Genomic DNA, 24967 nt, shown 5'->3' with positions numbered 1-24967 from the left:
AGCCTACTCCTGTAAGGATGGGAATTAGTCCTGGTCGGTTTCGTCGAGGACCCAGTTAGGGTCCATGGAATCCAGCGAGCGGCTGAAGGTCCAGATGTCGCGGCTCTCGACGGCGTCGTCGAGCGATCCTGCAACTACGGTTCCGTCCTTGTCGCGGGTCACGGCGGCGATGTCAGCCACGAAGCGCACTGCGATACGCGCAATGCGCCCGTCCAGATCGGCGGAATGGACCGTCGCGTCCTCGATCCTGATAAGACGGTTGTCGAGCGTTTCACCTGATGCCTCGCGGGCATCGATGGCACCAGCAAAACTGGCATAGACGTCATCGTCGGTAAGGTCGCGCAGCGTGTCCTTGTCGCCTGCCCAGAAAGCCTCGAGTATCATTGCGTAAGCCGCCTTCGCGCCTTCGAGGAACGACAGCAGGTCGAAGCGCGAATCGGCATTGGCGATCGAGCGGATCGCGGCTTCGTTGGCATTCGTCGCATTGTCGACGCTACGAAGGGTAACGGCAGGCCGCGCGGCGGCTGGCGCGTCCGGCGATCCGCCGGTTGTTGCGGGCGGAGTCGGATTCTGTTCGCGCGGACCGTAGCTGCGACGGATCGGATCCTCTTCATGCTCGGACCGCTGGCCCAGCACCGAATAAAGGCGCAGACCAAGAAATGCGGCGATGGCAGCAAGGATGACGATCTCGTAGATCACTGGCGGAATTCCGTTCGTTTCAATTCTGGCACTTAGCGGTAGAACCATGCCTTCCGGTACGGTTCCCTTTGTGCCCTAGATAGGGATCAATTACAAACGCACAATGGGCGCATAAGGGTCCTTTCAGCGTGCTTTTCCTTCGAACAACCCGCTCCACTCGCGGATTGCCCCGCGCCTTGGGGGGTGCTAGGCGCGCGCCCTGACCGGTTGGGCCGCAATACGACGAGCCCTGCCCTTTCAAACGGAAATACGAAAGAAAGCTTGCCCGATGGCCGATGAAAACGACGTTCTGACCGATCTCAATGCCGATCCGGCTGCTGGTGCCAACGGTGCCGACAATCGTCCCACTATCGGCGTGTTGAACCAGTATGTGAAAGACCTGTCGGTCGAAAATCCGAACGCACCGGCTTCCTACCAGTGGCAGGAACAGCCGCGCGTCGACGTGCAGCTCAACATCGCCTCGAACAAGGTGACGGACGAGATCAGCGAAGTCGAACTCAAGATCACGGTTCGCGCCGATACCGACCAGGGCGCGCAGTATATCGTCGAACTCGCCTATTGCGGTCTCGTCGGCATTCGCAATGTGCCCGAAGAGCACGCCCACGCTTTCCTCTTCGCGGAAGCTCCGCGTCTGCTCTTCCCCTTTGCGCGCGCCATCATCTCCGATGCCGTTCGTGATCTCGGCTACGCGCCTATGATGCTCGAGCCGATGGATTTCGCCGGCCTTTACCAGCAGCAGCTCCAGGCCCGCGCCGCCCAGCAGGGCGAAGGCGCCCCGGCTCCGACCGGGAACGCCTGAGGCACCGGGACCGGGACGGAGGCTCCGCGATGAGCCTGCTCAAGAACGTCGGCACGATCGGCTCGCTCACCATGGTGAGCCGTATCGCCGGCATGGCCCGCGAAATGATCTTCAGCCGCGTGCTGGGCGCCAATGCGGTCACCGACGCCTGGTTCCAGGCCTTCATCATTCCCAACGTCTTCCGCCGCCTGTTTGCGGAAGGCGCGTTTTCAGCCGCCTTCGTGCCGATGTTCTCCAAGCGGTTGAGCGGCGAAGGCGGGTTAGATGATGCGCGCAGTTTCTCGGCGGACGTGCTGAGCGTTTTCCTGCCGGTTCTCATCGCCCTGTGCATCGTCTTCGAACTGGCAATGCCGGGCGTTATCTGGATCTTGGCGGAAAAGCCGGTCGAACCCGGCCAGTTCGACCTTGCAGTCGACTTCGCCCGGATCATGTTCCCCTACATCTTGCTGGTCAGCCTGGTGACCTTGTTCACCGGCATGCTGAATTCGGTCTCGCGCTTTGCGCCGGGGGCCAGCTTTCCGATCATCCTCAACCTCGTGCTCATCGCCGCGTTGCTGACGGGCGAATATTTCATGAATGCCACGGGAGCGAGCATCGAGCAGGTCGCCTACGGCGTCGCTTGGGCCGTGACAGCTGGCGGCGTGATGCAGCTCGGCTGGCTGTGTTACTGGACAAGAGTCGAGGGTTTTCGGCCAAAGCTCCTCTGGCCGCGCATCACGCCGGAGGTAAAACGCCTGTCGATTATCGCGCTGCCCGCGGCGATCGGCGGCGGCGCTTACCAGATCAACACTCTGGTCCAGCTCTACTTCCTCAACCAGCTGGAAAGCGGGTCGGTCAGCTACATGAATTACGCCGACCGGCTGAACCAGCTGCCGCTGGGCATTATCGGCATTGCCCTGTCGACCGCGATCCTGCCGACGCTGTCGAAGTTCGTCGGTAGCAAGAACAAGGAAGGTGCGGATCGCATCCAATCCGATGCTATCGAACTGTCGATGCTGCTCACTATTCCGGCCGCTGTTGCGCTGGCGATCTGCGCCACGCCATTCATGACCATGATCTTCCAAGGCGGACGTTTCAGTGTGGAAGATGCCGCGATCGCAGGAAACGTTCTTGCGATCCTGGTCCTCGGCCTGCCGGCCTATGTCATGGTGAAGGTGCTGGTGCCCAATTTTTATGCCCGGTCGGACACGAAAACCCCAGTCTATGCGGCCTTCATCTCACTGGCCGTTTTCGTCGCCTTCAATGTTGCCTTCCTGCGGCGCTTCGGGGTGGAAGGCGTAGCGCTGGCCAGCGTGATCGGAGCGTGGATCAACGTGGCATTTCTCTACATCGTCCTGCTGCGTCGAGGTTATTATACTGTCCCGCTCGCTCTTGTCGGTCGCATCGCGCGCCAACTCTTGGCGGCCGCTGCGATGGGCGCTGCCTTGTGGTTCACGCGCGATTTGCTAACCGGCTGGTACTCTGCCGGGATGTTCGCTCGACTGGCGGCTCTCCTGGGGCTCGTCCTGTGCTCGGGGATTGTTTATTTCGGCGTCGCTTTCGCAGTCGGCGCCATTGACCGGCGGCGCATCGCTGCCCTGACCAAGAAGAAAGCACCGTAACTCATCATGCGTGTTGTTTCCGGCATCCAGCCAACCGGCAATCTCCATCTCGGCAATTACCTTGGGGCGATCCGCAACTGGGTGCGGATGCAGGACGCGATGGGTGAAGGAGAACAATGTCTGTTCTTCCTTGCCGATCTCCACGCGATTTCCATGCCGCACCAGCCAAGTGACTTGCACCGCGCGACGCTGGAAATGGCGGCCGCGCTGGTCGCTTGCGGGATCGATCCTGCGCGTTCGGTACTGTTCAACCAGGCGCAAGTGCCCGCGCACCCCGAAATGCAATGGCTTCTGAACGGGACCGCGCGCATGGGATGGCTGAATCGCATGACGCAATTCAAGGACAAGAGCGGCAAGAACCGCGAAGGTGCCAGCGTTGCGCTGTTCACCTATCCCGTGCTGCAGGCCGCCGACGTGCTGCTCTACCAGGCGACCCACGTGCCCGTGGGCGAGGACCAGAAGCAGCACCTGGAGCTGGCGCGCGACATTGCGCAGAAGTTCAATAACGACTTCGCGACCGAGGACGCGCCGGTCTTCACCCTGCCCGAACCGATCAGCCCTCCTCAGGCCGCGCGGATCATGAGCCTGCGTGACGGGTCGAAGAAGATGAGCAAGTCCGACCCGTCGGAAATGAGCCGCATCGAACTGGCCGACGATCCCGACACAGTGATGAAGAAGGTGAAGAAGGCAAAGACCGACCCCGAGCCCCTGCCCAGCGAGGAAAAGGGTCTGGTGGGTCGCCCGGAGGCACTCAATCTGGTGACCATCTACGCCGCGCTCACCGACAAGAGCGCCGACGAGGTTCTTGCGGATTTCGGCGGCGAAGGGTTCGGCAAGTTCAAGCCCGCGTTGGGCGAGGTGCTCGTCGAGACACTGCGTCCGATCTCGGAACGCTTCACCGGCCTTCTCGAAGACCGCGAGGCGCTGGACGCGATCCTCGCCCGCGGTGCCGCCCAGGCGCGCCAGATCGCGGTGCCGACGCTGGATGCGACTTACAAGGCACTGGGCCTTGTCAGGGGCTGACGCCCACCCGGCTGCAACTTCCGGTAACAGCGCCGCCGACACACTGCGGCAGCTGCTGGCCTTCGCAAAGGCACCGACCCCGCCCGGCGGACCGATGCTGCGAGGCCGCGAGAGACGCCGCGTATTTTCGGTCGTGCTGGCCGTGGACATTACCGTGGCCGCGCTCATGGTTGCGGTCGTGGCAATCGCCGAATGGTTCGGAGCCACCTTTCCGCAGGTCGAGGATCTCGATCTCGATCCGGTGCCCTTGGCCATTTTCGCGGTCGCCGTGGCGCCGGTCATGGAAGAGGTCATATTCCGGGGATGGCTACGCGGAAGACGCGCCGATCTCGAATTCGCCGCAACCTTCGTCGCATTGATTTTGGCCACAACCGGGCTCTCCTACCTCGATGCGGTCGGAGAAGTGGCCATCGGCGGCGTGTTCGTCTTGGGGGTGATGGTCGCCTGGCTACGATGGCTTGCCACGCGCAAGGCCCACAGTGCGGTGCCCGCGTGGTTTTCCCGCCACTATGGCAAGATCATCTACGCAAGCTCTCTCGCGTTCGGGCTGATCCACCTGACGAATTACGCGGAACTGCAATTCATCACGGTGTTCCTGGTGCTGCCGCAGACGATCGGCGGCCTCATCCTCGCTTTCACACGCACGCGGCTGGGCCTGGGCGCCGCGATATTGCAGCACGCGCTGTTCAACGCGCTGTTTACGGCATTGGACCCGTGGCTTTAGATCAGATCTTTACGGCGGTGCCGCTGGCGGACACCATCAGCATCGAGCCGGTATCGCCGATCACCTCGTAGTCGAGGTCGACGCCCACTACTGCATTGCCGCCGCGCGTGGCGCATTCGGCCTGCAGTTCCTCGATCGCCTGGTTGCGCGCATCGGCAAGGATGCGCTCGTAGCTGCCCGAACGACCGCCGACGATGTCGCGGATATTGGCGAACAGATCGCGGAACAGGTTCGCGCCGACGATCACCTCGCCGGTCACGATGCCGAGATAATCCTGGATCGGTTTGCCTTCGATTGTCGGCGTCGTCGTTACGGTAATACCGCGCGCATCTTTCCAAGGTCCGGGCATCGCGAAATCCTCCTGTCTCGATAAGTGTGTTACCAAGATAGGACGGTTTCGCGTGCGATCAACCCATGCCGAGCGCGGCCTTGTAGGTGTCGAGGATCGTTTCCTGTTCGCTGCGCTCGTCAGGCTTCATCTTACGCAGGCGGATGACCTGGCGCATGATCTTGGTGTCGTAACCCACGGCCTTGGCCTCTGCGTAAACGTCGCGGATGTCGTCGGCGATGCCCTTCTTCTCTTCTTCAAGGCGCTCGATGCGCTCGATGAGAAGGCGCAGGCGGTCGTCGGTGGCTTCGGCCATTGGGTATCAGCTCCAGTGTCATTGAGAATCGGTTGGCTGCTGCGGATAGCCACCTCCCGCGCCGGGGTGAAGGTGCCGACTCGCTACTCCACGCGATTTTTCGCAACGCTGGCTTCCATGCGCGCCAATTGCTCTTCGGTGGCGGGCGTCTGGTGGGCGGCTTTCCACTCCTCCGTCGGCATGCCGTGAATCAGTTCGCGGGCCGCAGCCTTGTCACCTTCGAAACCGGCATCGCGAATCCAGTCGGCCAAGCAATTGCGACAGAAGCCGGACAGACCCATCAGGTCGATATTCTGCGCATCGTGGCGACGGCGCAGGTGACGGACCAGCCGCCGGAAAGCGGCTGCCGCTACGTCATCGGGAAGTGCGTCGAGCGGGTCGGGTGCATTCGTAACCATGTCATCGTCCTTGAATTGTCGCACCGCCGTGCCATAGCGATGCCTCATGGCAAAGCCCCTCAAAGAGCGCGACGGCGCGCCCAAGCTCGATCCGCGTGGCCGCAAGGTCAAGATTCTTGCGACCGTAGGCCCAGCAAGCCGGTCTCCGGAAATGCTGGCCCGCCTGTTCCGCGCAGGGGTCGACGCCTTTCGCGTCAATATGAGCCATGGCGAGCATGACACCCATGCCGAAACGATCAAGGCGATCCGCGCGATGGAGAAGGAATTCCATCGCCCCATCGCAATCCTCGCCGACCTGCAAGGCCCCAAGCTGCGCGTCGGCAAGTTCAAGAACGGTGAGGCGGTCATTCGCCACTCGGGCCATTTCACGCTCGATCGCAATCCCGAGCCGGGCGATCACACCCGCGTCGAATTGCCGCATCCCGAACTCTTCGGCCTGCTGGAAAAGGGCCAGCGCCTGCTGATCAACGACGGCAAGATCCGCCTCAAGGTAATCCGCGCGGACGAGAACGAGATTCTGTGTTCGGCAGAGGTCGGCGGCGTGATCTCGGATCGCAAGGGCGTCAACGTGCCCGATGCCGAAGTGCCCATTCCCGCACTTACCGAGAAGGACCGCCGCGACCTCGCGTTCGCGGTCCAGCAGGGCGTCGACTGGATCGGCCTCTCCTTCGTCCAGCGCCCCGAAGACCTTGCCGAAGCGCGCAAGCTGATGGGCGGGTATGGTGCGCTGTGCGCCAAGATCGAAAAGCCGATGGCAGTGCGGCGCCTCGACGAGATCATCGAACTGTCCGATGGCATCATGGTCGCCCGCGGCGACCTCGGCGTGGAATTGGAGCCGCAGGAAGTCCCGCCGCTCCAGAAGCAGATCGTCAACAAGACGCGCACCGCGGGCAAGCCGGTGATCGTGGCGACGCAAATGCTCGAGAGTATGATCGAGAGCCCCGCCCCGACCCGGGCCGAAGTGTCAGACGTGGCAAACGCGGTCTATGACGGCGCCGATGCGGTGATGCTCTCGGCGGAAACCGCGGCAGGTGAATGGCCCGAGGAAGCCGTCACCATCATGCACCGCATCGCCCGGCAGGTTGAGAACGACGAAGCGTATCTGCCTCGCGTTCGTTTCCTCGATACCCCGCCCGACCGGACCACGGCCGACGCCTTGGCCCATGCCTGCATGACCGTGGCCGACACTGTGTCGATCTCGGCAATCACGGTCTTTACCGGCTCGGGCAGCACGGCCCGCCGCGTTGCGCGCGAGCGGCCCAGTGTCCCGATGCTGGTCCTTACACCAAGCATGAAGACGGCGCGCCGCCTCGCCTTGCTGTGGGGTGCGCACGCCGTCGCCACAAAGGATATCGGCAGCTTCGAAGAGATGATCGCCAAGGGGAAGCGCATGGCCTTGCGTCATCGTTTCGCTGCAGCCGGTAGCAAGCTGATCGCGCTGGCAGGGGTCCCTTTCGGCACCCCGGGATCGACCAATTTGATGCACGTCGTGTCCGTCGCTGGCGACGAACTGGAAAAGCACGAGCGCTAGTCCAGCGATCCTTCGGGATCGTAGGCCCCCCAACCCTTTCTCAGGCTCACGACCTGATAAGGTTCACCCGGGCATTTCGATAGATCGGGCGGATCACCGACAGGTGCGGAGGGTGGATCGGGCTGCGGCCAGGGACCGCCTTCGCCAAGCACCAGGTCGCCGTCGGTAAGGAATTCACCGTCCGGCGTTGTGATCTCGAACTGGCCCTCGGCGGCTGCGACATCGAAAGTGTCGATAAAGAGCGGGATCGCAGCGTCTTCGATGGAAACCTCTGCCTCCCGGTCGAGCGCAGCGGGTCCGGTCACGAGCACGATGCACCCGTCGATGACGCGCAGCCGCGCCCCGAAGGTAGAGGCGTATCGAAGCTGTGGTTCAGGGGAGCGATACCAAGCCGGATCGCCCTGCGGCCCGTCGCAAGCGAGGAGGCCCGCGCAGGCCCCCGAAGCGAGAAGCAGCCTTATCCCGCGGCCCTGCACAAGCGCGCTCTCGCTTCTTCCTCGCCGATCAGCGGGAGCAGTTCTCCCATGTCGGGTCCGTGGTCCATTCCGGTCAACGCCTGACGCAGCGGCAGGAACAGCGGCTTTCCCTTCCGGCCCGTTGCGTCCTTCAACGCAGTCGTCAGGGATCGCCAGGGATCATCGCCCCAGTCGAGCATTTCGGAAGCCTTGCCGAGGAAGGTTCGATCTTCCTCCGAGAATTTCGGCTGCTCGATCGGCCCGGTCACGAGCTTCCACCAGTTTGCAGCCTCGCTTACGTGCACAAGGTTCGGCCGGACCGCGTGCCAGCCGGCTTCGTCCATGCCTTCGGGCAGACGGTGGCTTACGGCGTCGTAATCCATCTGGTGAACGATCGCTGCATTCAGGCGGTCGAGCTCGGTGTCATCGAACTTCGCCGGAGCGCGACCGAACGTCGAAAGGTCGAAAGTTTCGACAAGCAATGCACGGTCCGCAATCGGTTCTACCGGTTGAGACGTGCCCAGCCGGGCCAGCAAGGCGATGATCGCCTCCGGCTCGATATCGCGTTCGCGAAAACTGTCGCAGCCCAGGGATCCGAGGCGTTTGGACAGTTTCCCTTCCTTGCCGACGAGCAAGGCTTCATGCGCGAAGGCAGGCATTTTTGCTGCAGGAAATTGTGCAGCAATAAGTGCGGTAAACATCTGAATTTGAACAGCTGTATTGCTGACATGGTCTTCGCCGCGCAGCACCTGCGTCACCCCCATGTCGAGATCGTCGACCGCGCTCGGAAGCATATAGAGCCAGCTACCGTCTGCCCTGCGGATCACCGGGTCGGAAAGCTGCGCCGGATCGAATTTCTGCGTTCCGCGCACGCCGTCATCCCACGTGATCGGCTCTTCGTGATCGAGTTTGAAGCGCCAGTGCGGGGCGATGCCCTCAGCCTCTTTCGCGGCGCGTTCGGCATCGCTTAGCCGAAGAGCGCCGCGGTCGTAGATCGGAGGCAAGCCGCGCCCCAGCTGGATCTTCCGCTTGAGTTCGAGTTCCTGCGCGGTTTCATAGGCAGGATAGATACGGCCTGCAGCCGCCAGTGCGTCGAAAGCGGACTGGTAAAGCGCGAGCCGGTCCGATTGCCGCTCTTCGCCGTCCGCTTCCAGGCCGAGCCATGAGAGATCCTCGCGGATCGCCTCGACATATTCCTCGCGGCTGCGCGCCGCATCGGTATCGTCGATCCGCAGGACGAACCGCCCACCCGCTTTGCGGGCAAGCATCCAGTTGTGCAATGCAGTCCGGATATTTCCGACATGCAGGTTCCCGGTCGGCGACGGGGCGAAGCGCGTAATAGTGGTCATGACACGCGCCGATAGCGCAGCCTTTCACCTAATGCGAGAGAACAAGGGCTGACCTGCTGCCCTTTGGCCATCCGCGAGCTAGGCGGCTTGTCCGCCCCGGCGTTTCAGCGCCGCCTTGCGCGCCTGACGGTAGTCGATGACCGCCTTTTCAACCGGTGCTTCGGCCGCCTGCGCCGGTTCGATCGTAACGGAGGAGATCTTCTCTGCCAGCAAGGGCTTGCTGATCAGGAAACCTTGCGCTTCCTTCACCCCAAGCTTGCGAAGCAGGTCCAGTTGCCGGCGGTCTTCGACGCCTTCGGCAGTGGTCTCCATGTCCATCGCTTCGGCCAATCGGGTGATCGTCGACACAATTGCCTGGCTGCTGATATCGGAATTCAGATCACGGACGAAAGCCCGGTCGATCTTGATGCGGTCGAAAGGAAAACGCCGGAGGTAGGCCAGCGAAGAATATCCCGTGCCGAAATCATCCAGCGCGATCTTCAGACCCATTTCGCGAAGGCGCAGCAGCGTATCGCGATTCGCATCGCTCTGGTCCATCAGCACGTGTTCGGTGATTTCGAGTTCGACGCGGTTTGGCGGGAAGTCGGATTCGCGCAGGGCCTGGGCCAGTGTGGCGACGATCTTGGGATCGGCTACCTGCGTGGTCGAAAGGTTGATCGCAACGCGGAATTCACCCGCCCAGTCTGCTGTTTCTGCCAGTGCCGTGCGGATCACCCAATCGCCGATCGGCATGATGAGGCCGGTTTCTTCAGCGATCGAGAGGAATTCGCTCGGACCCAGGACGCCGCGCTGGGGGTGATACCAGCGAAGAAGCGCCTCGTACCCCGTCGCCTGCCCGGTTTCCAATTCGATTATCGGCTGGAAGTGAAGGCGGAGCTGGTCGCGTGCAAGGGCCTCTCCAAGGTCAGCCTCGAGCGAGCGCCGTTCCCGGGCCTGCTCGTCGAGCGAGCGTTCGAAGATCGCGAGATTGTCGCGTCCCTTGTTCTTGGCGGCATACAGCGCCAGGTCGGCGCGCCGCATCAGTTCTTCTGCATCGCAGTCGCCATCGTGGCACCGCGCTACCCCCACACTGGTCGAGACGCGGTAAGTCTGCCCATCGATCTCGTAGGGAGCGCGGACTACCGAAAGGAAGCGGTGGGCACGCTCTATCAATAGGCCATCACCGGCGCGCGTTTCGATGAGCACGGCGAATTCGTCGCCGCCAAGGCGCGCTACGGTGTCTTCGTCGCGCACTTCGCAGGCCAGCCGTTCGGCCACTTCCCGCAGCAACCGATCGCCGACAAGGTGGCCGCGCGTGTCATTGATCGCCTTGAAGTCGTCGAGGTCGAGGTAAAATAGCGCGACATTGGCGCCACTCGACCGATTTTCGCCGAGCAATTCCCGAAGGCGCTCGTTGAAAAGGTAGCGGTTGGCGAGATTGGTCAGATTGTCATAGTGCGCCATCAAGGTGACGCGCTGCTCGATCAGCCGGTCGGCGGTCACGTCCCGGGCAACGCCGCTCAGGCTGCCATCGCTGCGCGGGCGGGCGGACAACTGCCAGTAGCGAGGCTCGCCGCCGATCGGCACGGTCACCTCGATATCGCGGAATGCGCTGTTGCTGGCGATATGCCTCGCCACCAGATCACGTCCTTCGCCCGGGTCGAACAGGTCGAGCAGCGGTGTGCCTTCCAGATCCTCGACCGACCGATCGCACGCCTTGGCGAAGCGATCGCTTACTTCGCCCAGCCTGCCCTCGGGATCGGCACTCCACAGCCAGTCGGTCGAATGCTCTTCGTAATCGTTGAGCAGCATCGCGACCGTATCGCTGGCTTCCTTCCTCTCCACGTCAGCCAGGACAGCAGCCTGGAATGCAGTGTCCATGCGGCCCACTGCGGTCCACAGCGCGAAGGAATAGATCAGGAGTACAAATGCGACCGGCAGGGCGGGCGCACCCACGCTCAGCGAGCCAGCTGCGATGAGCGCCGAAACCAGCAGGGCTATGTGGGCGTATCCCGCGAGCGGAACGGCGCGGTGGATAAGGAGGACACCGACGAGCATGGCGGTGCCGACGACTGCCAGCAAAGCGATCTCCAGCCCCTGCGCAATCGTCGCAAACATCACGAACCCCACGGCCCAGGCCAGGCTCGTCAATATCATCCAGACGATAACCTTGCGGTAATCGCGCGCCAGGATTTGTCCGTCGAGTTCCTCGGGGTCGAGAGTCGCAATGAAGTAAGCCCTGATCGTGAACATCACGGCAGTCACGATTGCCCAGGTCAGCAGCGGCACACGCAGCGGCGCCTCATCGAAACCGACGATCAATACTGCGGTGGAGGCCAGGGCCGATACGGTCGCGAGCGTATTGCCCGCAATGACCGCACGCAGCCTGCGCGCCAGAAGCAGCCGGCGTACCTCTTCGCTATTCGCGGTCGGTCTTCCCATTTGGCCCCCGGTTATCGCGCAATAACGCGCGTATCCCTCTGCATTGTAACCGAAACCGGGATGAAATGTATAGCGGCAACGCGCCAGCGTCTTCCTGACCCATGAAAAAACCCCGCCGGATCGCTCCGGCGGGGTCAATTCGGATCAGGTCCGAAAGAAGGGCTTATTCGCCGTCTTTCGCCTCTTCGTTGAGGTAGTCACCCGCATCGGCATCGGTGCCGTGGGTTTCACCTTCCATGCTCGCCAAGGGATCGTCGCCGATGGCAGCTTCGGGGCCCTGGGCGAGTTCCGCCTCGTGCTCTTCTTCTGCGGTATTGGCGGCGATGATCGCTTCCTGGGCCTTCTTCCACGAGGCGCGCAGGGCGGCATCGCGGCTGGAGGCGGTCACGCGCATCCGGTTCATGCCCGCGCCGGTACCGGCAGGGATGAGACGGCCCACGATGACGTTTTCCTTGAGACCGACCAGCGTGTCCTTCTTGCCCTCGACCGAAGCCTGGGTGAGCACGCGGGTGGTTTCCTGGAACGACGCCGCCGAGATGAACGAACGCGTCTGGAGCGAAGCCTTGGTGATGCCGAGCAGGATCGGATTGCCGGTGGCGTGCTCCTTGTTCCGGCCAAGCTTCGCATTGGTCTCGTTCAGTTCTTCCAGATCGACCTGTTCGCCCGGCAGAAGCACGGTGTCGCCGCCGTTGGTGATCTCGACCTTCTGCAGCATCTGGCGAACGATCACCTCGATGTGCTTGTCGTTGATCTTAACGCCCTGCAGTCGGTAGACTTCCTGGATTTCGGTGCACAGGTATTCCGCCAGCGCTTCGATCCCGAGGACATCGAGGATGTCGTGCGGGTTCGGCGAGCCGGAGATGAGCGTGTCGCCCTTCTTGACGAAGTCGCCTTCCTGCACGTCGATCACCTTGGTCTTGGGGATCAGGTATTCGACTGCATCACCTTCCTCGGGAACGATCGCGATCTTGCGCTTGGCCTTGTATTCGCGGACGAATTCGATCTTGCCCGAAATCTTGGCGATGATCGCATTGTCCTTCGGCACGCGGGCCTCGAACAGTTCGGCAACACGCGGCAGACCACCGGTGATGTCGCGGGTCTTGGCAGCTTCACGCGAAGCACGCGCAAGGATGTCACCTGCTTCGACCTGCTGGCCGTCTTCGACCGACAGCGCAGTACCCGGAGCCAGCATGTAGCGTGCAGCTTCGTTCTCGTCGCCCGCATCGTTGAAGAGAGTCAGGCGCGGACGCAGGTCTTCCTTCTTCGCGCGGCCGCCGGTGCGGATGTCGGTGACGACACGCTGGGCGATACCGGTGGCATCGTCGACGCGTTCTTCCATCGAAGTACCGTCGATCAGGTCCTGGAATTTCACCACGCCCGAGGTCTCGGTGATGATCGGCAGCGAGAACGGATCCCATTCCGCCAGGCGATCGCCTTCCTTCACCTTGCCGCCATCCTTGTGCATCAGCACGGTACCGTAAGGCACCTTGTGGATTTCGCGCTCACGGCCTTCGGCGTCGATGACTGCCAGTTCACCGTTGCGGGCGAGCGACAGGATGCGACCCTTCTTGTCGACGATGGTCGGCATGTCGCGATAAACGACCTTGCCGTCCGAGATCGATTCAAGGTGGCTCGTTTCGTTGAGCTGTGCGGCCCCGCCGATGTGGAAGGTACGCATGGTCAGCTGCGTGCCCGGCTCACCGATCGACTGCGCGGCGATAACGCCGACAGCTTCACCGATGTTGACCGGTGTACCGCGAGCGAGGTCACGGCCGTAGCACGTGGCACAAACGCCCTGCTTGGCTTCGCAGACCAGCGGGCTGCGGATCTTGGCGACCTGCACTTCGGCATCCTCGATGGCCTTGACCATCGGTTCGTCGACGAGCGTGCCGGCCTTGACGATGACTTCGTCGGTGGCGGCGTTGACGATGTCTTCGGCAACCGTACGGCCCAGGATACGCTCGCCGATCGAGGCGATAACGCTACCGCCCTGGACGATGGCGCGCATTTCGAGCGCATTGTCGGTCTTGCAGTCCTCTTCCACGATGACGCAGTCCTGCGACACGTCGACCAGACGGCGGGTCAGGTAACCCGAGTTCGCCGTCTTGAGCGCCGTATCCGCGAGACCCTTACGGGCACCGTGGGTCGAGTTGAAGTACTCGAGGACGTTCAGGCCTTCCTTGAAGTTCGAGATGATCGGGTTCTCGATGATCTCGCCCGAAGGTTTCGCCATCAGGCCGCGCATACCGGCGAGCTGCTTCATCTGCGCGGGGCTACCACGCGCACCGGAGTGGCTCATCATGTAGATCGAGTTGATCTGCGCTTCCTTGCCGTCCTTGTCGATCGGCTGCGACTTGATCTCTTCCATCATGGCGTCGGCTACGCGGTCACCACACTGGCTCCACGCGTCGATGACCTTGTTGTACTTTTCCTGCTGGGTGATCAGGCCGTCCTGGTACTGCTGCTCGTAATCGGCAACCAGCGCCTTGGTCTCTTCGACCATGCCCACCTTGCTTTCCGGAATGATCATGTCGTCCTTGCCGAACGAGATGCCGGCCTTGAACGCGTGGCGGAAGCCCAGCGACATGATCGCGTCGGCGAACAGCACGGTGTCCTTCTGGCCGGTGTGACGATAGACCTCGTCGATCACGTCGGCGATGTCCTTCTTCGTCAGCAGGCGGTTGACGATGTCGAAAGGAACCTTGTGGTTCTTCGGCAGGCATTCGCCAATCAGCATACGACCCGGGGTCGTGACGAAACGCTTCATCTCGACCTTGCCCTTTTCGTCCGCTTGCGGGACGCGGGCCATGATCTTCGAGTGCAGGGTCACGTCCTTGTTTTCCAGGGCATGGTGCACTTCGGCCATGTCGCTGAACAGCGGCAGCTGCTCGTGCTTCTCGCCGTCGTCGCCTTCGATGAATTCAGGCGTCTTTTCCTGACGTTCCATCGACAGGTAATAGAGGCCGAGGACCATGTCCTGCGAAGGCACGATGATCGGCTTGCCGTTGGCGGGCGAGAGGATGTTGTTGGTCGACATCATCAGGACGCGCGCTTCCAGCTGGGCCTCGAGGCTCAGCGGGACGTGCACGGCCATCTGGTCGCCGTCGAAGTCGGCGTTGAAGGCGGCGCAGACCAGCGGGTGAAGCTGGATTGCCTTGCCTTCGATCAGGACCGGCTCGAACGCCTGGATACCAAGACGGTGAAGCGTGGGCGCACGGTTCAGAAGAACCGGGTGCTCGCGGATCACTTCGTCGAGGATGTCCCAGACTTCCTTGCGTTCCTTCTCGACCCACTTCTTCGCCTGCTTGAGGGTCATGGACAGACCCTTGGCGTCGAGGCGGGCGTAGATGAACGGCTTGAACAGTTCGAGCGCCATCTTCTTGGGCAGGCCGCACTGGTGCAGCTTGAGTTCGGGGCCGGTCACGATGACCGAACGGCCCGAATAGTCGACGCGCTTACCGAGCAGGTTCTGGCGGAAGCGGCCCTGCTTGCCCTTCAGCATGTCGGACAGCGATTTCAGCGGACGCTTGTTGGCACCCGTGATTACGCGGCCGCGGCGGCCGTTGTCGAACAGCGCATCGACCGATTCCTGCAGCATGCGCTTTTCGTTGCGCACGATGATGTCGGGCGCACGCAGCTCCATGAGGCGCTTCAGGCGGTTGTTGCGGTTGATGACGCGGCGATAGAGGTCGTTGAGGTCGGACGTTGCGAAACGGCCACCGTCCAGCGGGACGAGCGGGCGCAGTTCCGGCGGAATGACCGGCACGACTTCCAGGATCATCCATTCCGGACGGTTGCCGGATTCGATGAAGCTTTCGACGACCTTGAGGCGCTTGATGATCTTGGCGGGCTTGAGCTTCGACTTGGTGGTCGCGAGCTCTTCCAGCAGATCTTCCTTTTCCTGCTCCAGATCGAGATCCATGAGCATGGTCTTCACGGCTTCGGCGCCGATCGATGCGGAGAAGGCGTCTTCGCCGTACTCGTCCTGCGCTTCGAGCATTTCGTCTTCGGTCAGCAGCTGGAACTTCTCCAGCGGCGTGAGGCCGGGTTCGACGACGATGTAGCTTTCGAAGTAGAGCACGCGCTCAAGCTGCTTGAGCTGCATGTCGAGCAGCAGGCCGATACGCGACGGCAGCGACTTGAGGAACCAGATGTGCGCGACCGGAGCGGCGAGCTCGATGTGGCCCATGCGCTCGCGGCGGACCTTGGTCACGGTGACTTCGACGCCGCACTTTTCGCAGACGACGCCCTTGTACTTCATGCGCTTGTACTTGCCGCACAGGCATTCGTAATCCTTCACCGGACCGAAGATGCGCGCGCAGAACAGGCCGTCACGTTCGGGCTTGAACGTACGGTAGTTGATCGTTTCCGGCTTCTTGATTTCGCCGAAGGACCACGAGCGAATGCGCTCGGGGCTGGCGATGCCGATCTGGATCTCGTCGAAGGTTTCGGGCTTCGCGAGCTGGTTGGTGAATTTGGTCAGTTCGTTCATGACTTAATTTCCCAAGGGGTATTTCTAATGGGCGGAGGAGCGGTGGGGAGCTTTCGCTCCCCTATTCCGCCGCGATCGCGAGGCCGTCGTCGTCTTCGTCGTCGGCAAGCGACTTCAATTCGACGTTGAGACCCAGGCTGCGCATTTCCTTGACGAGCACGTTGAAGCTCTCCGGAATGCCGGCCTCGAAGGTGTCGTCACCCTTGACGATGGCTTCGTAGACCTTGGTACGGCCGATCACGTCGTCCGACTTAACGGTGAGGATTTCCTGCAGCGTGTAAGCTGCACCGTAGGCCTGGAGTGCCCAGACCTCCATCTCACCGAAGCGCTGGCCACCGAACTGCGCCTTACCGCCCAGCGGCTGCTGGGTGACGAGGCTGTAGGGGCCGATCGAACGGGCATGGATCTTGTCGTCGACGAGGTGGTGCAGCTTGAGCATGTAAATGATGCCCACAGTGACCTTGCGGTCGAACGCTTCACCGGTGCGGCCGTCGTAAAGAACCGACTGGCCGTCTGCGTCGAGGCCTGCCTTTTCCAGTTCCACGGTCACATCGCCTTCGCGCGCACCGTCGAAGACCGGCGTACCCATCGGCACACCTGTACGCAGGTTGCCGGCGAGTTCGACGATTTCCTCGGTCGAACGGCTGTCGATCGCTTCGTGATACTGGTCGCCGTAAGTTTCCTTCAGGCGATCGACCACGGCTGCCGGCGGCTTGACCTTGGAATAATCCTCGGCGGCGTTCGGGTTGGCGGCCTTCCACTCTTCGAGCTGACGACCGATCTCCATGCCCATGTTGCGGGCAGCCATGCCGAGGTGCGTTTCGAAGATCTGCCCGACGTTCATGCGCGAAGGCACGCCCAGCGGGTTCAGCACGATATCGACCGGCGTACCGTCTTCGAGGAACGGCATGTCCTCGACCGGCAGGATGCGCGAGATGACACCCTTGTTACCGTGACGTCCGGCCATCTTGTCGCCCGGCTGGAGCTTGCGCTTCACGGCGACGAAGACCTTCACCATCTTGAGCACGCCCGGAGCGAGTTCGTCACCACGCTCGAGCTTTTCCTTACGGTCTTCGAACTTTTCGTCGATGACCTTCACGCTCTCGTCGTACTGGGTCTTCACCGCTTCGAGCTGCTGCTGGCGGTTGTCGTCCGCAACGGCGAACTTGAACCACTCGTGCCTGTCGATGCCTTCGAGGACGTCGAGAGTGATCTCGCTGCCCTTCTTGACGCCCTTCGGCGCTGCCGAAGCGGTCTGGCCTTCGAGCATGTCGCGCAGGCGGTTGTAGGTCGCACGGTTGAGGATCGCACGTTCGTCGGCGGCATCCTTGCGGAGGCGTTCGATTTCCTCGTTCTGGATGGCACGCGTACGGTCGTCGATCTCGATACCGTGGCGGTTGAAGACGCGGACTTCCACGACGGTACCGGCAACGCCCGGCGGCAGGCGGAGCGAGGTGTCGCGCACGTCGCTGGCCTTTTCGCCGAAGATGGCGCGCAGGAGCTTTTCTTCCGGCGTCATCGGGCTTTCGCCCTTGGGCGTGATCTTGCCGCACAGGATATCGCCCGGGTGCACTTCTGCACCGATGTAGACGATGCCCGCTTCGTCGAGGTTGCGCAGGGCTTCCTCGCCGACGTTCGGGATGTCGCGGGTGATGTCTTCCGGCCCGAGCTTGGTGTCGCGCGCCATGACTTCGAATTCCTCGATGTGGATCGAGGTGAAGACGTCGTCCTTCACGATACGCTCGGAGATCAGGATACTGTCTTCGTAGTTGTAGCCGTTCCAGGGCATGAAGGCGACGAGGCTGTTGCGGCCAAGCGCCAGTTCGCCGAGGTCGGTCGAGGGGCCGTCGGCAATGACGTCGCCCGGCGCAACCGTTTCGCCCACCTTCACCAGCGGACGCTGGTTGATGCAGGTGTTCTGGTTCGAACGCTGGAACTTCTGGAGCGTGTAGATGTCGACGCCCGACTGGCCAGGTTCGACATCGCCGATGGCGCGGATGACGATACGCGTCGCGTCGACCTGGTCGACGATGCCGCCGCGCTTGGCGGTGATCGCCGCGCCGGAATCCCGCGCCACGGTTTCTTCCATGCCGGTGCCGACCCAGGGCGCTTCCGCCTTCACGAGCGGCACAGCCTGACGCTGCATGTTGGCGCCCATCAGTGCGCGGTTGGCGTCATCGTTTTCCAGGAACGGAATGAGCGATGCACCGACCGAGACGAGCTGCTTGGGGCTGACGTCCATCAGCGTGATGTTTTCACGCGGAGCCATGAGGTTGTCGCCGGCCTGACGTGCCGAGACCAGCTCTTCCACGAAGCCGCCCTTGGCGTCGAGATCGGCCGAAGCCTGCGCCACGGTGTGCTTCTGTTCTTCCATGGCGGACAGGTAGATCACCTCGTCGGTGACCTTGTTGTCCTTCACCACGCGATACGGCGTTTCGATGAAGCCGTACTTGTTGACGCGTGCGAAGGTCGAGAGCGAGTTGATCAGACCGATGTTCGGGCCTTCCGGCGTTTCGATCGGGCAGATACGGCCATAGTGCGTCGGGTGAACGTCGCGGACTTCGAAGCCTGCGCGCTCACGCGTGAGGCCGCCCGGGCCAAGCGCCGAAACGCGGCGCTTGTGGGTGACTTCCGACAGCGGGTTGGTCTGGTCCATGAACTGCGAGAGCTGGCTGGAGCCGAAGAACTCGCGCACGGCAGCCACGGCGGGCTTCGCGTTGATCAGGTCGTTCGGCATGACCGTCGACACGTCGACGCTGCTCATGCGTTCCTTGACCGCGCGTTCCATGCGCAGCAGGCCGACGCGGTACTGGTTTTCCAGCAGTTCGCCGACCGAGCGGACACGGCGGTTGCCGAGGTTGTCGATGTCGTCGACTTCGCCCTTGCCGTCCTTCAGGTCGACAAGTTCCTTGACCACGGCGAGGATGTCTTCCTTGCGAAGCGTGGTGACGGTGTCTTCGGCATCGAGGTCGAGACGCATGTTGAGCTTGACGCGGCCGACGGCCGACAGGTCGTAACGCTCGGCGTCGAAGAACAGGCCTTCGAACAGCGCTTCTGCGGTTTCCTTGGTCGGCGGTTCGCCGGGACGCATGACCTTGTAGATCGCCTCCAGGCCCTCATCACGGTTTTCGGCCTTGTCGACCTTCATCGTGTTGCGGATCCAGGGACCGGTGGTGATGTGGTCGATGTCAAGCAGGTCGAGGCTGTCGACGCCGGCAGCGTCGAGCACTTCGAGGTTCTCTGCCGAGACTTCGTCGCCCGCTTCGATGTAGATGCGGCCGGTGCTTTCGTCGATCAGGTCTTCGCTGGCGTAACGGCCGAAGACTTCTTCGGTCGGCAGCAGCAGGGTTTCCAGACCGTCCTTGGCAGCCTTGTTGGCGGCACGCGGGCTGATCTTCTGGCCTGCCGGGAAGACTTCTTCACCGGTCTTGGCATCGACCAGCGGGAAAGCCGGCTTCTGGCCGCGCCAGTTTTCAGCCACGAACGGCAGTTCCCAGCCATCCTTGGCGCGCTTCCAGGTGACCTTGTCGTAGAAGTGGTCGAGAATGCCTTCGCTATCGAGGCCGAGGGCATAAAGCAGTGCGGTGACCGGCAGCTTGCGCTTGCGGTCGATACGCACGTTGACCACGTCCTTGGCGTCGAATTCGAAATCGAGCCACGAACCGCGGTACGGAATGATGCGGGCAGCGAACAGCAGCTTGCCCGAGGAGTGGGTCTTGCCGCGGTCATGGTCGAACAGCACACCCGGCGAACGGTGCATCTGCGATACGATAACGCGCTCGGTGCCGTTGATGATGAAGGTACCGTTGTCCGTCATCAGGGGCATGTCGCCCATGTAGACGTCCTGCTCCTTGATATCGAGGACGGAGCGGGTTTCGGTTTCCTGGTCGACTTCGAAGACGATCAGGCGCAGCGTGACCTTCATCGGCGCGGCGTAGGTGATGCCGCGCTGGCGGCATTCGACGATGTCGTATTTCGGCTGTTCGAGCTCGTAATGCACGAAGTCGAGTTCGGCGGTGCCGGCAAAGTCGCGGATCGGGAAAACCGAACGCAGCGTCTTTTCGAGGCCGGAGACGTAATCGATCTCCTTGTTCGAACGCAGGAACTGTTCGTAGCTCTCGCGCTGAACCTCGATCAGGTTCGGCATGTCGACGACTTCGTGGATGTCGCCGAAAATCTTGCGGATACGCCGCTTCGCGGTGCCCGACGATGTGTTGCGGGGTGCCTTCGCCTTGGTAGCCATAAAGGAGCTCGTGCCTCTTTTAGTGTGCCTGCAACCCCGCGCGGACAGGGCTGCCAAATAGATGTCTCATGCGCGTGAGAGCCGTATCGCGAGACGCAGAAAGGCCGCAGGACAAGCACACCCGGTCGGGCGGCGGCTGCAGCTCTTATAGAACGTCGCGATATGGAAACGCCGCTTCCATCCTGGTTCCGATCCCCGCGCATGAATCGGACTCGCTCGAAGCGTGCGGTCGGGGGAGCATGTAGGAAGCGCGCAGGGGAAAGTCAAACGCCTGTTTGAAGGCGGCGGAGGCGCTTCGACGATGAGGCTTTCCTACCGCCCTGTCGGCGCGCCAGACATGGTCGGCACCAACCGTCGACCACCCCTTCCCGGGAGCCTTTATGCCCTACCTTCCAAACGTCGTTCGTCGATGTGTCAACCAGACCAGATCGTCTTAACAACCTGAAACAGAGCCATTTTCTCGGATTGTCCGAAGGCGACAGGGTGTCGCCTTCGTCACTCGCAAGACGTGCCCGGCTGCGCGGCATATCGTTTTTCGATATTATCGATTGACAATAAATGCGTCTCGCCTTATTGATTATCGATATTGAAGATCAAGGAGTTCGATAAATGACCCGTTTCACCAACCACCTCGCCGCGGTGTCCGCCGCCATCGTGATCACGGTGCTTTCCCTGCAGGCAGTCACCGCCGTCCCGCTTGCCGAAACGACCGTACTGGTCGCCCCCGCAATCGCCTGAGCCTTCTTTTCAGGAGACAGACATGACCCAGACGCTTCCCAACGACGGCCTGCTCAAGGCAGCGCGCATCGTCACGCTGATCGCCCAGTTTTTGCTCGGCGTGGCATTCCTGGCCTTACTGGTTGCCATCCCGATCGTCCTGATGAGCCAGGCGCATATCGTCGACGAGATGCTTCCGACCGCCACCGTGGCTGCAGGTACGGTTGCCGCCACTATCGCCGTGGTCCTGTTCATGGGCGCGGTCATGGTCGCCATCGGCTTCTTCTTCCTGCGTATTCTTCGCCGGATCATAGGCTCTGTCGGGGAGGGTGATCCCTTCATTCTCGAAAACGCCGATCGCCTGCGGACCATGGGCTGGCTGGCCGTCTCGATCGAACTGCTCAAGCTGCCCGCCAGCGCGCTGGCCGTCTTCATCGCGCAGCAGGTGAAGGAGGACACCTTCACGGTCGATGTCGAACTTTCGATCACCGGTCTCCTGATTGCGCTGGTGCTCTTCATCCTTGCCCGCGTATTCCGCCACGGCGCCGCGATGCGCGAAGATCTCGAAGGGACCGTGTGATGCCAGCCGAAGACGAAGGAGCCACCATCATGGTCAAACTCGACGACCTCCTGCACGAACGCCGCATGACGCTGACCGAACTGGCCGAACGCGTCGGCCTGACCCTCGCCAACCTGTCGATCCTCAAGACCGGCAAGGCCAAGGCGATCCGGTTTTCGACCCTGGCTGCCATCTGCAGGGAACTGGATTGCCAGCCGGGAGACCTGCTTTCGTACGAGAATGCTTGACTCGTGCACACAAATCCTTAGAGGCCCGCCGCGAAGGCGGGTCTCTTTGTATTCGCCCTCATCCGTCCGAGACAGTTGGTGACCGGGATTTGCCGGTCTTAATTTCCAGCCTAGACGGGGACAGAGAATTTCCGGCGGGACCCCGCAATTCGGGCAGCTCGTCGTTTCGCGCCATTAGGCGCACTCCTTCCCCCTCAACGGACTCGCCCGTGTCGTCTTTTCGGCATGGACAAACGTAGCCGATCCCGGCGGAGCCATCCGGCGGGGTCATAGTGAAGGAGTATGGCATGGATCGTTCGCAGAAAGCCGATGCGGTCGCCCAGCTCAACGAAGTCTTCAACCAGGCTGGCGTGGTCGTCGTGACCCGCAACCTGGGCCTTACGGTCGCCCAGTCGACCGAATTGCGTACGAAGATGCGTGAAGCCGGTGCGTCCTACCAGGTTGCGAAGAACCGTCTCGCCAAGCTCGCTCTCGACGGTACCGATTACACCGGTATCGCCGACCACCTGACCGGCCCGACCGCCCTCGCCTACAGCGAAGACCCGGTTGCAGCTGCCAAGGTGGCAGTGGATTTCGCCAAGACGAACGACAAGCTCGAAATCGTCGGCGGTTCCATGGGAGCGGTTGCGCTCGACGAAGCTGGGGTCAAGGCACTTGCCTCGATGCCGAGCCTCGACGAACTGCGTGGCACGATCGTGGGCCTCCTCAACGCGCCGGCAACCAAGGTTGTCCGCACGATCAAGGAACCCGTTTCGATGCTCGCACGTGTCTTCGGTGCCTATGGCGCCAAGGAAGCGGCGTAAGAGACCTCTCGCAAACGCGATTTATTCATCGGGGCAAACCAATCATCCGCCCCGGCCTATTTATTGGAGTGAAACATCATGGCTGATATCGCCAAGCTTGTTGAAGAACTGTCGAAGCTGACCGTCATGGAAGCCGCTGAGCTTGCCAAGGCACTTGAAGAAGAGTGGGGCGTAAGCGCCGCTGCTGCTGTTGCTGTTGCTGGCCCCGCCGGCGGCGGTGCAGGCGAAGCTGCTGCTGAAGAAAAGGACGAATTCGACGTCGTCCTCACCGGCGACGGTGGCAAGAAGATCCAGGTCATCAAGGAAGTCCGTGCCATCACCGGTCTCGGCCTCACCGAAGCCAAGGCTCTTGTCGAAGGCGCTCCCAAGGCGCTCAAGGAAGGCGTCAACAAGGCTGAAGCCGAAGAAATCAAGGGCAAGATCGAAGCAGCCGGCGGTACCGTCGAGCTCAAGTAAGCTTTTTGCTTACGCTTCGGTCTCTCACCCGAGAGATCACGAGAGGGCGGTACCGCAAGGTGCCGCCCTTTTTGTTGCCATGTCCATTGTCCGCTAACGACGCGATTGCGGACATTCGGGATGGCGTTAAGATGCAGTGATGATTGACGTTCCTCCTGCACCTTTGCCGACACAAGAACAGGTCATCGAGCAGCGATTGCTCGATTGTGGCCTCGAACCGGGTGGGTTCACAGTCCGATACGAAGGGTATCTGCAGAGCATCGAGATTGTCATCGCCTCAAACGCTGGAGCGGATGCAGAAAATTTCGCATGTATCAAAGAGGCAGCTGGCTACGAAATCGTTACGTTCCAGGATGGTGAAATGTCAGCCGCCTATATGGACTACGCTTCGGAGTTGGCCCGGCCTGAAATGATGGTCATGTACGAGAACCGTCTGAAGGAAACTGGATTGTGGAACGGCTTCCCAAGTCGAGAAGACTTTGGTTCGCTAAGAGAGTTTGCTGAAGCGCTTGAAGCGCATGCTGGCATTGAGCCGGCTTCGGCGCTGCGGGTTTCAGGTGACGGCATCCTTTTCGACCCACCGGGAGATTCCTCGGACTTTGTAGATTTTGTCGAGCGATACTCAAACCTTCTAGCGGTAGTTGCCTATGCGACGACCAAAGATCGATTGAACTTTGGCTTCATCGGAAACGAGAAGATCGCAGACTAGCGAAAGATGGCGATTGCCTTGCGTCCGCTCTCCACCCATCTCGTGATGGTTGCACCGAGCTGGCGATGTGCCGGTAGCGGACGGGCAGCGAACGACCCGAAAGCGGAACTGCCCGATCATCTATCATGACACCGTTGATGCACGCATTGGTGGACTTTGGATACAAAGATACCTCTCGGTAGAAGACGCCCATTCAACTCGAAAATGCGCAGTTGGCACCGGTGGTAACCATGCAATCTCCGATGATCGCATCTTGACCCATCGCGGTTTGAGGCATTGACCTCATTGCTCGTCCACGTTGGTCGATCCATTCTGTCACTTCCAATCTGGAATGGAGGTTTGGGAATTCGCAATGGCGTTCTGGGAATTCAGCGAGCCAAGGACATCAGTCTGTTCTTCCGCCGATCAATCCCTCGCGCAGGGCAAAGGCTATCAATTCCGCGGCCGAGTGAGAGCCTGTCTTTCCCATTACACCCGTACGGTGCCGATCAACGGTTTTCGCACTTATGCCGAGCGTGGCGGCAATTTCCTTGTTGGTGCGCCCTGCGACCACAAGGTTCAGCACCTGACGCTCACGGTCGGTCAGCGGCTCCAAACCCGCGGCCTCTTCCAGCAGATTGGTAAAACGTTCACACACGATGCGCGCGCCCTGGAGAATGCGGGGGATGGAGTCGGTCACCACGGAAAGGTCGTCGGATTTGCAAAAGACTCCGTCAGCACCAGTCTCGACCAACTCGGCAATCTTGCCGCCGGATTCGATCCCGGTGAAGATGACTATCTTGCTAGCTGCCGACCAGCGCCGCGCCTCGATAAGAACCTCGGTACCACCCGCGTGCGGCATCGAGACATCCAGCATGACCAGGTCGGGACGATGCTTGCGGATAGCGGCAATAGCGTCGATCCCGTTCTCGACGGTCTCGACAATTTCGATGGTGTGGCCATCCATCATCGCCGGGTCGGTCAGGGCGGCGATCAGAGCGCCGCGCACAATAGCGTGATCGTCGGCGATCACCGCCGAATGTGCGTTGCCGAAAGCCACTACGCCCAATCCCCTTCGTTCTTTGGCGACGCCAATCTATACAAACTCTCATGAGGG

The 24967-nt window shown here is 61.4% G+C and carries 21 protein-coding genes; 11 read left to right on the top strand and 10 right to left on the bottom strand.

The window, feature by feature from the left end; translation table 11 throughout:
- Window positions 1–24: 24 nt before the first annotated feature.
- A complete protein-coding gene (locus CVE41_RS08970) occupies window positions 25–699 on the bottom strand; it encodes a Tim44/TimA family putative adaptor protein (protein ID WP_100260334.1) in 675 nt (224 codons plus the stop codon).
- Between the two features lie 268 nt (window positions 700–967).
- Between CVE41_RS08970 and secB the strand changes: the two genes are divergently transcribed.
- The 4 genes from secB to CVE41_RS08950 are packed head-to-tail and all read left to right on the top strand — an operon-like array spanning window position 968 to window position 4846.
- A complete protein-coding gene (gene secB, locus CVE41_RS08965; protein WP_100260333.1) occupies window positions 968–1498 on the top strand; it encodes a protein-export chaperone SecB in 531 nt (176 codons plus the stop codon).
- A 29-nt stretch (window positions 1499–1527) separates the two neighbouring features.
- The gene (gene murJ / locus CVE41_RS08960; RefSeq protein WP_100260332.1) at window positions 1528–3099 is read left to right on the top strand and encodes a murein biosynthesis integral membrane protein MurJ; all 1572 of its coding nucleotides are present in this window, start codon (window positions 1528–1530) and stop codon (window positions 3097–3099) included.
- Window positions 3100–3105: 6 nt separating this feature from the next.
- Entirely contained in the window at window positions 3106–4122 is a 1017-nt protein-coding gene (gene trpS / locus CVE41_RS08955) for a tryptophan--tRNA ligase (RefSeq protein WP_100260331.1), read from the top strand.
- Window positions 4109–4846 (top strand): CPBP family glutamic-type intramembrane protease, encoded by a 738-nt coding sequence (locus tag CVE41_RS08950; protein ID WP_157799459.1) that lies wholly within the window; start codon window positions 4109–4111, stop codon window positions 4844–4846. Before trpS ends, CVE41_RS08950 begins: the two co-directional genes overlap by 14 nt.
- A 1-nt stretch (window position 4847) precedes the next feature.
- Here CVE41_RS08950 and CVE41_RS08945 read toward each other — a convergent pair whose 3' ends face one another.
- From CVE41_RS08945 to CVE41_RS08935, 3 genes are all read right to left on the bottom strand, one after another.
- Entirely contained in the window at window positions 4848–5165 is a 318-nt protein-coding gene (locus tag CVE41_RS08945) for a heavy metal-binding domain-containing protein (protein ID WP_100261460.1), read from the bottom strand.
- A gap of 88 nt (window positions 5166–5253) precedes the next feature.
- A complete protein-coding gene (locus tag CVE41_RS08940; protein ID WP_090477501.1) occupies window positions 5254–5490 on the bottom strand; it encodes a DUF2312 domain-containing protein in 237 nt (78 codons plus the stop codon).
- An 83-nt stretch (window positions 5491–5573) separates the two neighbouring features.
- Window positions 5574–5888, bottom strand: a complete 315-nt coding sequence (locus tag CVE41_RS08935; protein ID WP_100261459.1) for a DUF1244 domain-containing protein — start codon at window positions 5886–5888, stop codon at window positions 5574–5576.
- Window positions 5889–5934: 46 nt separating this feature from the next.
- Here CVE41_RS08935 and pyk point away from each other — a divergent pair, with 46 nt between their 5' ends.
- Window positions 5935–7419, top strand: a complete 1485-nt coding sequence (pyk, locus tag CVE41_RS08930) for a pyruvate kinase (RefSeq protein WP_100260329.1) — start codon at window positions 5935–5937, stop codon at window positions 7417–7419.
- Here pyk and CVE41_RS08925 read toward each other — a convergent pair.
- The 5 genes from CVE41_RS08925 to rpoB form a co-directional block, all read right to left on the bottom strand.
- Window positions 7416–7895 (bottom strand): hypothetical protein, encoded by a 480-nt coding sequence (locus CVE41_RS08925; protein ID WP_100260328.1) that lies wholly within the window; start codon window positions 7893–7895, stop codon window positions 7416–7418. The genes pyk and CVE41_RS08925 overlap by 4 nt on opposite strands.
- On the bottom strand, window positions 7877–9223 hold the full coding sequence (gene gltX, locus CVE41_RS08920; protein WP_100260327.1) for a glutamate--tRNA ligase: 1347 nt from the start codon (window positions 9221–9223) through the stop codon (window positions 7877–7879). The genes CVE41_RS08925 and gltX overlap by 19 nt, the downstream gene beginning before the upstream one ends.
- Before the next feature lie 78 nt (window positions 9224–9301).
- Window positions 9302–11644, bottom strand: coding sequence for a putative bifunctional diguanylate cyclase/phosphodiesterase (locus CVE41_RS08915; RefSeq protein WP_100260326.1), 2343 nt, complete (start codon window positions 11642–11644; stop codon window positions 9302–9304).
- Window positions 11645–11807: 163 nt separating this feature from the next.
- Window positions 11808–16136: a DNA-directed RNA polymerase subunit beta' gene (gene rpoC / locus CVE41_RS08910; RefSeq protein ID WP_100260325.1), complete on the bottom strand. Its 4329-nt coding sequence runs from the start codon at window positions 16134–16136 to the stop codon at window positions 11808–11810.
- Between the two features lie 61 nt (window positions 16137–16197).
- Window positions 16198–20379: a DNA-directed RNA polymerase subunit beta gene (gene rpoB, locus CVE41_RS08905; protein WP_100260324.1), complete on the bottom strand. Its 4182-nt coding sequence runs from the start codon at window positions 20377–20379 to the stop codon at window positions 16198–16200.
- Window positions 20380–20988: 609 nt separating this feature from the next.
- Between rpoB and CVE41_RS14970 the strand changes: the two genes are divergently transcribed.
- From CVE41_RS14970 to CVE41_RS08880, 6 genes are all read left to right on the top strand, one after another.
- Window positions 20989–21117 carry a hypothetical protein gene (locus CVE41_RS14970; protein WP_269800151.1) on the top strand — a complete coding sequence of 43 codons (129 nt, stop codon included), beginning with the start codon at window positions 20989–20991 and terminating at the stop codon, window positions 21115–21117.
- 22 nt (window positions 21118–21139) lie between these two features.
- Entirely contained in the window at window positions 21140–21676 is a 537-nt protein-coding gene (locus CVE41_RS08900; protein ID WP_100260323.1) for a DUF2975 domain-containing protein, read from the top strand.
- Window positions 21676–21903 carry a helix-turn-helix domain-containing protein gene (locus CVE41_RS08895; RefSeq protein WP_090477482.1) on the top strand — a complete coding sequence of 76 codons (228 nt, stop codon included), beginning with the start codon at window positions 21676–21678 and terminating at the stop codon, window positions 21901–21903. The genes CVE41_RS08900 and CVE41_RS08895 overlap by 1 nt, the downstream gene beginning before the upstream one ends.
- 287 nt (window positions 21904–22190) lie before the next feature.
- The gene (gene rplJ / locus CVE41_RS08890; RefSeq protein WP_100260322.1) at window positions 22191–22706 is read left to right on the top strand and encodes a 50S ribosomal protein L10; all 516 of its coding nucleotides are present in this window, start codon (window positions 22191–22193) and stop codon (window positions 22704–22706) included.
- Window positions 22707–22784: 78 nt separating this feature from the next.
- A complete protein-coding gene (rplL, locus tag CVE41_RS08885) occupies window positions 22785–23162 on the top strand; it encodes a 50S ribosomal protein L7/L12 (protein WP_100260321.1) in 378 nt (125 codons plus the stop codon).
- Between the two features lie 136 nt (window positions 23163–23298).
- Window positions 23299–23871: a hypothetical protein gene (locus CVE41_RS08880; protein WP_232725627.1), complete on the top strand. Its 573-nt coding sequence runs from the start codon at window positions 23299–23301 to the stop codon at window positions 23869–23871.
- Between the two features lie 385 nt (window positions 23872–24256).
- On the opposite strand, the gene CVE41_RS08875 is transcribed toward CVE41_RS08880, so the two are convergent.
- Window positions 24257–24910, bottom strand: a complete 654-nt coding sequence (locus tag CVE41_RS08875) for a LuxR C-terminal-related transcriptional regulator (RefSeq protein WP_198507632.1) — start codon at window positions 24908–24910, stop codon at window positions 24257–24259.
- Between the last annotated feature and the right edge of the window lie 57 nt (window positions 24911–24967).

The organism is Qipengyuania seohaensis, assembly GCF_002795865.1.
Lineage (GTDB): Bacteria > Pseudomonadota > Alphaproteobacteria > Sphingomonadales > Sphingomonadaceae > Qipengyuania > Qipengyuania seohaensis.
Note: the sequence above shows the minus strand (reverse complement) of the source record. Positions and strands in the feature narration are given on the sequence as shown.

What these genes read in the sequence shown, in the direction of transcription:
- rplL (WP_100260321.1), top strand. Translation starts at nt 22,785, where the DNA reads ATGGCTGATATCGCCAAGCTTGTTGAAGAACTGTCGAAGCTGACCGTC.
- murJ (WP_100260332.1), top strand. Translation starts at nt 1,528, where the DNA reads ATGAGCCTGCTCAAGAACGTCGGCACGATCGGCTCGCTCACCATGGTG.
- rpoB (WP_100260324.1), bottom strand. Translation starts at nt 20,379, where the DNA reads ATGGCTACCAAGGCGAAGGCACCCCGCAACACATCGTCGGGCACCGCG.
- CVE41_RS08915 (WP_100260326.1), bottom strand. Translation starts at nt 11,644, where the DNA reads ATGGGAAGACCGACCGCGAATAGCGAAGAGGTACGCCGGCTGCTTCTG.
- secB (WP_100260333.1), top strand. Translation starts at nt 968, where the DNA reads ATGGCCGATGAAAACGACGTTCTGACCGATCTCAATGCCGATCCGGCT.
- rplJ (WP_100260322.1), top strand. Translation starts at nt 22,191, where the DNA reads ATGGATCGTTCGCAGAAAGCCGATGCGGTCGCCCAGCTCAACGAAGTC.
- pyk (WP_100260329.1), top strand. Translation starts at nt 5,935, where the DNA reads ATGGCAAAGCCCCTCAAAGAGCGCGACGGCGCGCCCAAGCTCGATCCG.
- trpS (WP_100260331.1), top strand. Translation starts at nt 3,106, where the DNA reads ATGCGTGTTGTTTCCGGCATCCAGCCAACCGGCAATCTCCATCTCGGC.
- gltX (WP_100260327.1), bottom strand. Translation starts at nt 9,223, where the DNA reads ATGACCACTATTACGCGCTTCGCCCCGTCGCCGACCGGGAACCTGCAT.
- CVE41_RS08895 (WP_090477482.1), top strand. Translation starts at nt 21,676, where the DNA reads ATGCCAGCCGAAGACGAAGGAGCCACCATCATGGTCAAACTCGACGAC.
- CVE41_RS08935 (WP_100261459.1), bottom strand. Translation starts at nt 5,888, where the DNA reads ATGGTTACGAATGCACCCGACCCGCTCGACGCACTTCCCGATGACGTA.
- CVE41_RS08900 (WP_100260323.1), top strand. Translation starts at nt 21,140, where the DNA reads ATGACCCAGACGCTTCCCAACGACGGCCTGCTCAAGGCAGCGCGCATC.
- CVE41_RS14970 (WP_269800151.1), top strand. Translation starts at nt 20,989, where the DNA reads ATGACCCGTTTCACCAACCACCTCGCCGCGGTGTCCGCCGCCATCGTG.
- rpoC (WP_100260325.1), bottom strand. Translation starts at nt 16,136, where the DNA reads ATGAACGAACTGACCAAATTCACCAACCAGCTCGCGAAGCCCGAAACC.
- CVE41_RS08940 (WP_090477501.1), bottom strand. Translation starts at nt 5,490, where the DNA reads ATGGCCGAAGCCACCGACGACCGCCTGCGCCTTCTCATCGAGCGCATC.